This is a genomic window from Bartonella sp. B41, assembly GCF_053795765.1.
On record NZ_CP200037.1, the window covers coordinates 759,768 to 772,591 of the forward strand.

10 protein-coding genes and 2 tRNA genes are annotated in these 12,824 nt (G+C 36.7%); 6 read left to right on the forward strand and 6 right to left on the reverse strand.

The features are described 5' to 3' along the window. Positions 1-41 precede the first annotated feature (41 nt). From xth to V4P54_RS03325, 5 genes are all read left to right on the forward strand, one after another. Positions 42-854, forward strand: a complete 813-nt coding sequence (xth, locus tag V4P54_RS03305) for an exodeoxyribonuclease III (RefSeq protein WP_455477677.1) — start codon at positions 42-44, stop codon at positions 852-854. A 117-nt stretch (positions 855-971) separates the two neighbouring features. Next, a complete protein-coding gene (locus V4P54_RS03310; protein WP_455476642.1) occupies positions 972-1,877 on the forward strand; it encodes a transporter substrate-binding domain-containing protein in 906 nt (301 codons plus the stop codon). 151 nt (positions 1,878-2,028) lie between these two features. Next, entirely contained in the window at positions 2,029-2,787 is a 759-nt protein-coding gene (locus tag V4P54_RS03315) for an amino acid ABC transporter permease (protein WP_455476643.1), read from the forward strand. Further along, complete coding sequence (locus V4P54_RS03320; RefSeq protein WP_455476644.1) at positions 2,784-3,500, forward strand: amino acid ABC transporter permease; 717 nt, start codon at positions 2,784-2,786, stop codon at positions 3,498-3,500. The genes V4P54_RS03315 and V4P54_RS03320 overlap by 4 nt, the downstream gene beginning before the upstream one ends. A gap of 12 nt (positions 3,501-3,512) precedes the next feature. Continuing rightward, positions 3,513-4,259, forward strand: coding sequence for an amino acid ABC transporter ATP-binding protein (locus tag V4P54_RS03325; protein ID WP_455476645.1), 747 nt, complete (start codon positions 3,513-3,515; stop codon positions 4,257-4,259). Positions 4,260-4,635: 376 nt separating this feature from the next. On the opposite strand, the gene V4P54_RS03330 is transcribed toward V4P54_RS03325, so the two are convergent. The 5 genes from V4P54_RS03330 to V4P54_RS03350 form a co-directional block, all read right to left on the reverse strand. Then, positions 4,636-7,359 carry a valine--tRNA ligase gene (locus V4P54_RS03330; protein WP_455476646.1) on the reverse strand — a complete coding sequence of 908 codons (2,724 nt, stop codon included), beginning with the start codon at positions 7,357-7,359 and terminating at the stop codon, positions 4,636-4,638. Positions 7,360-7,482: 123 nt separating this feature from the next. Beyond that, complete coding sequence (locus V4P54_RS03335; RefSeq protein WP_455476647.1) at positions 7,483-8,052, reverse strand: DUF2497 domain-containing protein; 570 nt, start codon at positions 8,050-8,052, stop codon at positions 7,483-7,485. 198 nt (positions 8,053-8,250) lie between these two features. Continuing rightward, the gene (locus tag V4P54_RS03340; RefSeq protein ID WP_455476648.1) at positions 8,251-9,543 is read right to left on the reverse strand and encodes a TolC family outer membrane protein; all 1,293 of its coding nucleotides are present in this window, start codon (positions 9,541-9,543) and stop codon (positions 8,251-8,253) included. 76 nt (positions 9,544-9,619) lie between these two features. Next, positions 9,620-10,294, reverse strand: a complete 675-nt coding sequence (locus tag V4P54_RS03345; protein WP_455476649.1) for a protein-L-isoaspartate O-methyltransferase family protein — start codon at positions 10,292-10,294, stop codon at positions 9,620-9,622. 229 nt (positions 10,295-10,523) lie between these two features. After that, positions 10,524-10,597 (reverse strand) — tRNA-Cys (locus tag V4P54_RS03350). A 186-nt stretch (positions 10,598-10,783) separates the two neighbouring features. On the opposite strand from V4P54_RS03350, the gene V4P54_RS03355 reads away from it, so the two are divergent. Next, a tRNA-Asn gene (locus V4P54_RS03355) sits at positions 10,784-10,858 on the forward strand. A gap of 304 nt (positions 10,859-11,162) precedes the next feature. On the opposite strand, the gene V4P54_RS03360 is transcribed toward V4P54_RS03355, so the two are convergent. Next, on the reverse strand, positions 11,163-12,542 hold the full coding sequence (locus V4P54_RS03360) for a DEAD/DEAH box helicase (protein ID WP_455476650.1): 1,380 nt from the start codon (positions 12,540-12,542) through the stop codon (positions 11,163-11,165). Positions 12,543-12,824: the final 282 nt, after the last annotated feature.

Genomic DNA, 12,824 nt, shown 5'->3' on the forward strand with positions numbered 1-12,824 from the left:
CTATTGCATATTCAACATTCAATGATGATCAGATGAATACCATGAAAATAGCAACGTGGAATATTGCTGGAATAAAAGCACGACACGAAACATTGTGTAAGTGGTTACAGCAAAATCAACCAGATATAGCCTGTCTACAAGAAACTAAAAGTACTAACGAAAATTTTCCACGTAATGCAATTGAAGGTTTAGGCTATCATATAGAAACACATGGACAAAAAAGCTTTAATGGTGTCGCGATTCTCTCTAAAAAAACACCCGATGAAGTTATTCGTCAATTACCAGGGAATGAGGATGATAAACAAGCACGCTACATTGAAGCAGTGTACTCAACAAATAAGGGTATTATTCGTGTTGCTTCTCTCTATCTTCCAAACGGCAACCCCATTAACAGCGAAAAATACCTTTATAAAACAGAATGGATAGAAAGATTGTACGAGCATACAAAATTATTGCTTACGTACGAAGAACCTCTTGTTTTGGCGGGTGACTATAATGTTATTCCTGCTACATTAGATGCAAAAAAGCCACATGAATGGCGTAATGATGCCTTATTTCTTTCTCAAATAAGACAAGCATTTCAACGCATCGTCCATTTGGGTTTATACGATGCTATTCGTAATGTCACAGATACTCCCTCTTTCAGCTTTTGGGATTTTCAAGCTGGAGCATGGGAAAAAAATAACGGGATTCGTATTGATCATCTATTATTGTCACCAGAGACAATCGACCATCTTATTTGCGCTTATAGTCAAACGGAAGTAAGAGGATATCTAAAACCGTCGGATCATGTTCCCGTTTGGATTCACCTTAATTGTGGCTGGAAGAATACAACATACACCTTGTCTGGGTAAAAAAATATCCCACCCAGAATGATAAATATGTTACACAAAGCATAGTAGTGTGCTTCAAACAATATTATGCCACGGGCAGTACAAAGTACGAAAGTGTAAATATTCATGGAGGAAACAATGAAAAAATCGCTGCTAACGCTTGTGATAGCAACCTTTATTGGGCTACCAGGAAGTGCACAAGCTGGAGGGGATACACTTGAAAAAATTAAAAAAACAGGAGAAATTACCATAGGAGTTCGCGAATCGTCAGGCTTAGCTTATGCCCTTGGAAATGGAAAATATACCGGGTTTCACACAGAAATGGCGGAAAATATCATTAGTGATATTTCAAAAAAGATTGGTAAGCCAATTAAAATTAATTACCTTCCTATTACATCACAAAATAGAATTCCTCTTCTAAGAAATGGAACTTATGATTTTGAATGCGGATCAACAACAAATAACCTTTCCCGCAATAAGGAAGCAGCGTTTGCTTATACCACTTACGTTGAAGATGTGCGAATTGTCGTGAAAAAAAATTCCAATATCAAATCTCTTGAAGATTTAAAAGGAAAAACAATTGCAACTACTACCGGCACAACATCTGTACAACTTATTCGAAAAAATAAACGTGCAAAAAATATCAACTTCAACGTCATACAAGGGAAAGATCATGGAGATAGCTTTCTACTACTAGAGTCTGGTCGTGCAGATGCATTTATCATGGATACTTCAATTCTTGCTGGACATATCGCTAAATCAAAAAATCCATCTGATTATATTATTCTTGATACTGTTCTTTCAATTGAACCGATTGGCTGCATGCTCAGATTAAATGACAAGAATTTTGAACATGCAATCAATGATAGCATTGTCCGCCAAATTAAAGATAAATCACTCGAAAAACTTTATGATAAGTGGTTTATGAAACCAATCCCACCGGCAAATGTCGTCATCAGTCTCCCACTGTCTCAATCAACGAAATATGCTTGGGAACATCCAAACAACAAGCCTCAAGAAGATTACTCAGAAAATAATTTATGACGTTAAAATATAAAGATAACCACGCTATTTAATTCTTTAATAGATTAAATGTGGTTATATTTTGATTCATTTCTCAATAAATTCAGCCCAGGTAAACGTAGCTGATTTGTTGTTTTCTTTGCGGATGATTAAATTTAGGAAATATCAATTTATGGACTTTTCTTTCCTTTGCATAGATGATCTTAACCAAACACTGGTAAAAGGATGTTTTGGAACTCCCGGTGTGAGTCACACCTATTTGGATACACTACTCGACAGCTTAAAAAATACAGTGGTATTATCTATATCTTCACTGATCTTAGCCATATGTGTTGGTATTATTATTGGAACAATGAGGACCTTACCAAATACTTCCATTATCAATTTTTTGTTTCGTGCTATCAGTAGAATCTGGGTGGAAATTATGCGAAACATCCCCCTTCTCGTACAAGTATTTCTGTGGTACTTTGTTGTACCGAAGATTTATCCACCAGCAATGAATTTTTCACCCATATTGTTAGTAATATGTGCCTTGGGTTTTTTTACATCTGCACGTATTGCGGAACAAGTTCGTTCAGGTATTGAAGCTATTCCTTCTGGGCAACATCATGCAGCGATGGCACTTGGATTTACGACCTACCAAAGTTATCTCTACATAATATTGCCACGTGCCATACGCACAATTATGCCACCACTTACCTCAGAAGCAATGAGCATTGTAAAAAATTCGTCTATAGCATTTGCTGTCTCAGTAAACGAACTAATGCAATTTCAATACCAAACAATCGAAGAAATAAGTCACGTTTACGAAAATTACCTCCTTATAACGATTCTTTATATTCTCATAGCTCTATTTGTATTCATAGTTATGAGCATAATTGAGAAAATGCTTAAAATTCCTAATCTTCAAACAAAGGAACATCAAACATGATAGACTTCATAAAATCTCAGTTTGAATTTTATTCTCTTTTCAATTTTTCAGACTTTGATTTTTCATTTTTTACTTTTGACATATTCTGCTCTTACATTCTATCAGGGCTACTTTTTAGTATTTTCTTAACTCTCTTTGCAACAATATTCGGCTTTGTTTTTGGCACACTGTTAGCGATGATGCGACTTTCTTCTGCAAGAGTACTCTCTCTTTTTGCAATAAGTTATATAACGATCATGCGCTCAATACCTCTTGTTATGGTTATTTTATGGTTTTTTGTTCTCTTACCTTTTTTTACTGGTACATCAATAGGTGCAAATAAATCAGCATTGATTACATTTACAGCATTTGAAGCAGCTTATTTCGCAGAAATTATGCGTGCTGGTATAAATTCAATTTCGCAAGGACAAAAATATGCAGGGCAAGCTCTAGGAATGAACTATTGGCAAAATATGTTTATCGTAATTCTTCCCCAAGCTTTTAGAGACATGCTTCCAATTTTTTTAACACAAGTAATTATCCTCTTTCAGGACACAACCCTCGTTTACGCAATCAGTGGAAGTAGCCTCTTGAACGGTTTTGATATTGTTTCTAACAATTTTGGCACAAAACAAGAAGCTTATATCTTGGCAGCTACTTTCTATTTTGTTATTTGTTTTACACTGTCACAAATGGTTTTATTTTTACAAAAAAAAATATCTATTATTCGCTAATAAGGAAGAGAAATGTCTACTCGTATGATTGAAATAAAAAATGTTTCCAACTGGTATGGCGAAGTTAATGTTCTTAAAAATTGTACAACAAATATCAATAAAGGAGAAGTTGTTGTTGTTTGTGGGCCATCAGGTTCAGGTAAATCAACTTTTATTAAAACCATTAACGCTTTGATTCCTTTCCAAAAAGGTGAAATTTGGATTAATGGAATACCAGTTCATTCAAAACAAACCAATTTATCCAAATTACGTAGCCAAGTAGGAATGGTATTTCAACACTTTGAGCTTTTTCCACATTTGTCCGTAATAGAAAATTTAACAATTGCACAAATTAAAGTACTCAAACGCAACAAAAAAGAAGCACTTGAATGTGGTTTGCTATATCTAGAGCGAGTTGGACTCGTTGAGCATAAAAACAAATATCCTAGTGAACTTTCTGGAGGTCAACAGCAGCGCGTTGCTATTGCACGTGCCTTAACCATGAATCCACTTGTTATGCTTTTTGATGAACCAACATCTGCTCTAGATCCTGAAATGGTAGGTGAAGTACTCGATGTAATGATTGGATTAGCAGAAGAAGGCATGACAATGATTTGTGTAACTCATGAGATGGGATTTGCTCAAAAAGTATCAGATCGTGTTATTTTTATGGATCAGGGAAAAATTCTCGAAGATTGTGTATCTGAAGAATTCTTTTCTAACCCAAAAAACAGAACACCACGCGTACAAGAATTTTTATCTAAAATCCTCAGCCATTAATCGTTTCGCACACTGTCAATCAAAATATTTTTAATGAAAACTTCATACAATATATAAATTCACAAATTCTAATAAGCCACAGCTAGCATCCATGTAAAGAAAATTGTTTTTCCTTTTTGAAAAAAAATATTACAAAGTATAGCTTGAGTAGGAAAGTTTCATTTTTTTCAGTAAATACACATTTTAAAAATCAAATAAACGATCAGTAATTTTCTGAAATATATGCACATCTCTACACAATAAATTACAAATCCCGTGATAGAATAGTAAGAAAAATAAATTATAAACTCAATTGAAGAAAAAATCTAAAATTCCTAAATTTTAAACTAAAAGAGTCTTAACCTCTATAAAAGAAAAAGAATAAAAATAATCGCAACTAAGAAAGGCGCCCTAAAGCAACGGATACTTTCTCTTTCGCAGCATGCAATTCTAAAACCTTGTTGCGTTCTCCCTCAACAACTTCTGGTTTTGCATTTGCTACAAATTTTGGATTATTTAATTTAATCAATATCTTTTCAATATCTTGTTCAATTTTATTAGCATCTTTCATTAAACGAACACGTTCAGCTTCCAAATCAATCAGCTGTCCTAGTGGCAAGCAAAAAGTTGCCTTTCCAAAAATCATTTGCACGGATACATCCGGAACTTTATCAGAGAAGTGAATTGTTTCAACACGCGCTAACTTCTTAAGAACAGCATCATAACGCTGCACACGGTCTCGTGTTACGCCTTCTCCTTCTACAATAACAAGAGGTGCTAGCGTAGCTGCAGGAATATTCATTTCAAAACGCACAGAACGAATCTCTGTAATAACGTCAATAAGCCAATTGATATCAGAAGCAGATTCTTCATCTACAAATTCTACTTCCGGCCACGGCGTTAATGCTAACACATCTTCACGTTCCATACCAGGTGTCTCTGTAAGAAACCACAACTCCTCCGTTATATGAGGCATAAAAGGATGAAGAAGCTTATAAACTTTGTCAAAAACCCAAGCAGTACACGACTTAGATTCTTTTTTGATATCCTCACTTGAATCTTGAAACACAGGCTTGAGAAGCTCCAAATACCAATCACACAATACATTCCAAATGAAGCGGTAAAGTGCACTAGCAGATTCATTAAACCTGTAGTTTTCAATACCAGAAGTGACTGCAGCAACAGTTTTAGATAACTCAGTTAAAATCCAACGATTAAGTGGAAGTTTTACTTTTTCTGGCTTAAAAAACGGATCGTGTTTAGAACCATTCATCTTTGCAAATCTGGTAGCATTCCATAACTTAGTAGCAAAATTGCGATACCCTGCAATACGGGAAGGATCAAGTTTTACATCACGACCTTGTGCTGCCATAATAGCCAAAGTAAAACGTAATGAATCTGCGCTATATTGATCAATAAGATTCAATGGATCGATAATATTCCCCTTCGATTTTGACATCTTTGCACCCTTTTGATCTCGCACAAGAGCATGTACATAAACCGTTGGAAAAGGTACATCGCCCATAAAATGAAGACCCATCATCATCATACGAGCAACCCAGAAAAAAATAATATCAAATCCAGTAACTGATAGGGACGTTGGATAAAAAGTTTCTAATTCAGCAGTTTTATTTGGCCAACCTAACGTAGAAAAAGGCCAAAGAGCTGACGAAAACCAAGTATCCAGAACATCCTGATCACGAGTTAATTTAACAACTTTGCCATAATGAGACAAGGCAGAGGCATTAGCTGCATCTTCACTTTTTTCAACAAAAACTGTACCATCTGGAGCATACCAAGCTGGAATTTGATGCCCCCACCACAATTGCCGAGAGATACACCAAGGCTGAATATTTTCCATCCAATTAAAATAAGTTTTTTTCCAACTATCAGGAACAAATTTCATTTTTCCTTGGCGAACCGCCTCTATTGCTGGCTTAGCCAATTCCACAGCATTAACATACCACTGATCCGTCAAAAAGGGCTCTACAGGTACCCCACTTCTATCCCCATGAGGAACAGTATGTAGATGATCATCAACAGCCGCTAAATACCCCTTCTCCTCCATCAAAGAAACAATTCGATTGCGCGCTACAAAACGATCAGACTGGTCTAAATCTTTCACCAATATTTTTAATTCATCTGACAAAATCAAATCATCAAAAAATGCCTCATTTTCACGCAAAAAAATCTCTGCCTTTTGCGTAAAAATGTTAATTAAGCGTAAATTATTGCGCTGCCCTACCTCAAAATCATTAAAATCATGAGCCGGTGTAATTTTCACAGCCCCACTTCCTGCTTCTGGATCAGCATAAGTATCACCAACAATTAATAACTTGCGACCAACAAGAGGCAAAATAGCATTTTGACCTATGAGATTTTTATAGCGATCATCCTCAGGATTAACTGCAATTCCAGTATCCCCCAGCATTGTTTCTGGTCGTGTCGTTGCAACCACAATGAAAGTTGTGGCATCACTTGGATCAAAAATTCTACCTTCAAGAGGATACCTAAAATGCCACAAATGCCCCTTGACTTCTTTTTGCTCAACTTCAAGATCTGAAATAGCCGTCAACAACTTTGGATCCCAATTTACTAAACGCTTATCCTTGTATATCAACCCCTGCTTGTAAAGTGTGACAAAAACTTCACGCACAGCCTGAGATACCCCCTCATCCATTGTAAATCGTCCACGCGACCAATCACACGAAACACCCAAGCGACGCAATTGATTTGTAATAACGTCACCAGTCTCATGACGCCATTCCCAAATACGCTCAATAAATTTCTCCCTACCCATTTCCTGACGAGTTCGTTCTCGACGCTCCATAAGTTGGCGCTCAACAACCATTTGCGTCGCAATCCCCGCATGATCCATACCAGGCTGCCATAGCACATTTTTACCACGCATTCTCTGAAATCTAACTACGATATCTTGAATTGTTGTATTGAGTGCATGCCCCATGTGAAGAGAGCCCGTAACATTTGGAGGAGGAAGCATAACACAAAAAGACTCTGCGTCTATTTTTGATCCCATCCCCGCACCAAAAGCACCACGCTCCTCCCATCGTTTTGCAGCTTGTCGCTCTATAAAAGCAGCGTCATAGTTTTTTTCTAACATTCTTATTTACCTACTTACGACGCAATTGAAAAACAGCACATACGATCAAAACATGATCATACTATTCGATAACCTAATCTATTTACGATAATTTTATAAAAAACAAATCGTAATAACAAAAAATTAAGGAAATTTCTTAATTACCTTAACGATTTCTTCACGTAAAATATCTTCAAGCAAAAAAGGTAATTTTGACTGCAACCACTCTGCTATAGCAGGACGCAACACATCCTTCGCAATTTTCTCTACAGAAGAAAGACAATACGCAGATAATTCAACGCGGCTATCAGTTGCATCTCGCGACCGCGAAACGAATTCATCATCATTACATTCCTTAGCTTTCTGAGTAGAATATTTTTCTTCAGAAACAGACCCTTCCTTTAGCATATCTACACTAACCGCACTATTTTCTGTTTCCATTCTTTCCTTCTTTTGCATGAAAGAAAAATCTTTATCCTCAGAAGAAAGACCAATACGGCTGGCCAAAGCCTTCATTGCATCATCAACCGATAAAGCTGCATCATATGTACCATCTGATGAAGCTTCTGAACAATGATCCTCGGAAACATCTACTGAAACTTCTCCACCTAAAAGTTGATCAGACTGAGCCGCATTTTCTTCAATTATCTCACGAATGGATGTTAAAATTTCATCCATACTCGGCTCACGTAACACACTCGAACTCTGTACCATACCTTAAAACCTCTCAAAAACGTGACAAAACAGAATCACCATTTTAGTGTAAGAAAAAGAACTGCAAGATCAACACACCTCTTTGTCACGAAGATGATACTCACACAACTTTCTCCACTGTCAGCAAGCTAAACTATTAATCCTATATTTTTTAAAGATTAAAATTATTCAACACACCAAAAAGCAATTTCTATGTTCTTACTGTATATATTTAATAGGTCTTAAACCAAGATAATTTGCAGTTAACTTACCAATAGAAGATTGAACACTGTAACTAGCAACAATAGCATTACTTTCCGCCACCACCAACGCAATCTGAGCATTTATTAACTGAGATCGAGAATTTAAAACATCCAATGTGGTCGCTTGCCCCACAATATTTTCTTGCATACGACCTTTAAGAGCAATTTCAGCAGCACGAACACTCTCACGATAAGCAAAAACAGATGAACGTGCACCCTCTAATTGAAACCAAGCAGAAGTAAGAGCTTGTCTCACATTGCTATGAGCTAAATCAAGCTGAAGACGAGCCTGCTCAAGCTGTTCTTTTGATTGACGAACCTGCGCAGATGTACGCCCACCTTCAAAAATCGGAACATTAAGAGATAACCCAATTGATTTAGAAACCCCATCCCCTCCAGCACCGCTATAAATACGATTGTAGGATGTTGCTGCAGAAAAATCAATTTTAGGAAGAAATGCCCCTTCTTTTGCCCTTACATTATAAAAACCAGCATCAACCAAGTACTTCGCATAAAGAATTGCAGGGTGCATAATAACGCTAATTTTGAAAGCCTCATCAAGATCTACCGGCAAATCTGTTGCTACTGGTGGATGTTCTAGATTTTCAGGATCAGAACCAATTACTTGCCTATAAACTGCCTCTGCTGACTTTACATCAGCACGCGCAAGACTGAGCTCTGAAACAGCGACAGAACGCGCAGCTTGCGCTTGAGAGAGATCAACGAACCCTCCCTCTCCCACATCGAGCTTGGCTTTATTTGAACGAACCTGCTCCTCAAGAGCAGCTAAATTCTTTCTGCGAAGATCCGCGATACGACGCGCCTTATACACATTAGTATACGCTACGGCTGCATCCAAAAACATATTTTGCTCAGCATTACGAAAATATTCACGCTGTGCCTGCAACTTAACCTGAGTCGAAAAAAACATATTTTGCGTGCTTAACCCATCAAACAATCTCTGATGTAATTTTACACCTATGGTCCCAGAAGTATTATAAGACCCTACCATGGGTTTATCACGACCATAATTCCCAATTATTTCAACTTGTGGCAACAAACCAGAACGTGCAATAACAACGTCATCGCTAGAAATACGAACAGCAGCACGCTCACTATTTAACTTGGCATTGTACATATAAGCTTTAGAAAAAGCATCCATCAATGTTTCAGAACAAGCTAAATTTGGTACAAAAACACCTAATACCAATAACAAATATACGTGAAATTTCTTATTTATATCGAACACAATGTTAAACCATAATCAAAATTAAGCCACAAATGGATCATATGAAACTAACTTTTATTCATAAATAAAACAAGTATTAAAACACGAAATCAGGTGTTTTTAAAAAACTAGGAAGACATTTTACAGCAAGATTAAAGGCACGACGTACCGAAATTAGCCCGTCTTCTTTTATGTAAATTCGAGCAACACCGGCGTTGCCATGTCCTTCAACAACAACTAATCGGCCACTTTCTTTCATTTGGTCAAAAATTTTCTTAGGAATAAAATCAACAGAACCTTCAATAAAAATTACATCATAAGGCCCTTCAACGGCATATCCTCGCTCTAGTGTTTCATGTATAACCACAACATTATCGCATTGATTACGCTCTAAATTCTTTATTGCCCATTCCGAAAGATCCTTGTTGCTCTCCAAAGCAATCACAGATCCTGCAAGTTTTGAAAGCAATGCTGCGCAATAACCACTATTTGCACCAATATCCAAAACGATGTCTGATGATTTTATAGATGCAAGCTGAAGCAATTTTGCTAAAGATGCGGGAGCCATCAAATAGCACGCAGGAATACCATCATGGGCTGGAAATACAATAACATCAGTATCAAGATAACTTAAAGCTTTCATACTCTCTGGGACAAAGTCCTCACGAGGTATCATTAAAAATGCCTCAAGAATTGCTAAATCTGTCACATCAACTGGACGAATCTGATTGTCAACCATTTTGCGACGAAGCTCTGCAAAATTTGCAACCATGACTAACCTTTTCTCCCTCGCACAAAAACACCCCCTCAAATAGCAACTTTAAAACCTGATACCGCTTTTACCATCAGCATTGAAAAAACACACCATAATCAACTACCAAGGCCTAAATACATATTCTTAACTCTAAATATATTCTTCATGTATAAAAAATTTTTACTGAATATAAAAACAATTTACTTAAACGTATTAATCTATGAAAATCATTTTTACTAGCATAAGCTGGAGGCCTCGCCCGGAATCGAACCGGGATACAAGGATTTGCAGTCCTCTGCGTAACCATTCTGCCACGAGGCCTCATCAATAAACCTGATAGCGTCAATAAGGGAAGGCAACGCATCCGTCAAGATACAGAACTCTTCTCTGATCTTTTTTTCTCTTCTTATGCAATTTTTGACATTTTTTTGAAAAAAAGTAATTTTGCCCTTTGCAAATCAGTATTGCTTTGCTATAGCCCTTGTAGTTAGGTTATTAGCATTATATTCCCCGGTAGCTCAGTGGTAGAGCAACCGGCTGTTAACCGGTTGGTCGCTGGTTCGAATCCGGCCCGGGGAGCCATTTGATAAAATTCTCTTTTTAAAACGAATTATCTCAATTATTGTGACGCCTTTAAATAAGAAGGTGACTGTTTGGGTTGTTGATTCTTTTCAGAATATTGCGATTCTTCTGCGTAATTTTCTGTAAGCAAAAAGGAAATATTGTATATATTCTGCTTTTTGATATCAACAAACATAAATACTGAAAATCATCTCTAAGTTGAACTGTGATTAACAATATTATTTGTGATGAAAACGGTTTTTATCTTTTCAACTAAAATCAAAAAAATAAAAAATCCCACATAATTTTATCCGAAAACTTTTACTCAAGCTGCCCTTTTCACTGATTTGCGAAAACGAGAAGACTTCACACGTTTTGCCATTGCTTTCGCTTTTTTATGTCTTTCACTTGAAGATGAAGAATTTTTATTCTGTGACTGCACAATATCATTTTTATTATTTAAAAACCTCTTCTTATTCTTAACCTTCCTAACACGAATCTTCTCACTGTCTTCCATTTTTTCCATTTCCATCGTAAATGTCTGTTCTGGAAATGCTGCAAATTGTTCTGGAACGGGTTCACGCGTCACTTTCATACAAATCAAGCGTTCTATAGCACGCAAACGAGAAGATTCCAATCCAGCATCAAAAAGCGTGATAGCACTACCAACCGCACCATTACGCCCTGTACGACCAATACGGTGCACATAACTCTCAGCTTCATCTGGCAAATCATAGTTTATAACATGACTGATCCCAAGTATATCAATACCACGCGCCGCAATATCTGTTGCAACAAGAATCCGCACAGATTTTTCACGAAAAGCCCTTAATGCTCGCTGCCGAGCACTTTGTGATTTATTTCCGTGTATTGTTGCAACAGAATACCCTCTTCTTTCTAAACAATGAGCAACAGCATCAGCACCGTATTTTGTTCGAGTAAAAACAATTACTGAAACCAAGACTGGATTTGTCAAAAGTTTACATAAAACATTCTTTTTTTCGCTCGTAGAAACACAATATAATTTTTGAGTTATTTCTATGGCAGAAGTTCCTTGAGGCGAAATTTCTATTTTTACAGGATCATTGAGCAAACACTTTGAAAGCGTAATAACCTCTTTCGACATTGTTGCAGAAAAAAGTGCTGTCTGATGCTCCTTATGCAAAAGTTTTGAAATTTGTCGCACATCACCAATAAAACCCATATCCAACATACGATCTGCTTCATCCAAAACAAAAAAACAAGATTGAGAAAGATCAACACACTTCTCACGAACAAGATCAACTAAACGACCAGGTGTTGCTATTAAAACATCGACCCCCATTGCCATGCGCTTAATCTGTTTTAAACGTGATACGCCTCCTAAAATGAGACACGTAGAAAGATGTGTTCCCCTTGCAACAAAACGAATCGTTTCATCAATTTGAACAGCAAGTTCACGCGTAGGAACCAAAATCAAAGCTCGAGCAGTTCGAGGACAGCGCTTTTCCCCAAAAGTTAAAATCTGACTCAAAACAGGTAAGCTAAACGCTAAAGTTTTCCCAGATCCCGTCTGTGCAATACCCAAAATATCGCGCCCATTTAAAAACATTGGAATAGCTTGTTCCTGAATAGGTTTAGGCTTACTAATACCGGAAACAAGTAAATTTTTAGTCAAAAGAGCAGATAATCCCAACCCCGTAAAAATATTTTCTCTGTTTTTCAAAATAAAATCTTTCCTCGGCACAACAAGTGTTAATAAGTAACAGGCTGCACCAAACCACACAAGAATTCTCGCAAGTTAAGAATCTTGATCTCTAACATCTATGAAGTGAAACCCTTTAAAAGAGATTTGTACAAACCGCGACAACTCTTTTATAAAGAAAAGGCGCATTAAACTTCATTTTACAAAAAACTAAAGCACCCTTCTACATATTATCATTAAATTATAACAAAAAAGCAAGCACTTTGCAAAATATATCCATGTTATACAGAACAACATCAATTA

What these genes read in the sequence shown, in the direction of transcription:
- V4P54_RS03315 (WP_455476643.1), top strand. Translation starts at nt 2,029, where the DNA reads ATGGACTTTTCTTTCCTTTGCATAGATGATCTTAACCAAACACTGGTA.
- V4P54_RS03330 (WP_455476646.1), bottom strand. Translation starts at nt 7,359, where the DNA reads ATGTTAGAAAAAAACTATGACGCTGCTTTTATAGAGCGACAAGCTGCA.
- V4P54_RS03345 (WP_455476649.1), bottom strand. Translation starts at nt 10,294, where the DNA reads ATGGTTGCAAATTTTGCAGAGCTTCGTCGCAAAATGGTTGACAATCAG.
- V4P54_RS03325 (WP_455476645.1), top strand. Translation starts at nt 3,513, where the DNA reads ATGTCTACTCGTATGATTGAAATAAAAAATGTTTCCAACTGGTATGGC.
- V4P54_RS03310 (WP_455476642.1), top strand. Translation starts at nt 972, where the DNA reads ATGAAAAAATCGCTGCTAACGCTTGTGATAGCAACCTTTATTGGGCTA.
- xth (WP_455477677.1), top strand. Translation starts at nt 42, where the DNA reads ATGAAAATAGCAACGTGGAATATTGCTGGAATAAAAGCACGACACGAA.
- V4P54_RS03320 (WP_455476644.1), top strand. Translation starts at nt 2,784, where the DNA reads ATGATAGACTTCATAAAATCTCAGTTTGAATTTTATTCTCTTTTCAAT.
- V4P54_RS03335 (WP_455476647.1), bottom strand. Translation starts at nt 8,052, where the DNA reads ATGGTACAGAGTTCGAGTGTGTTACGTGAGCCGAGTATGGATGAAATT.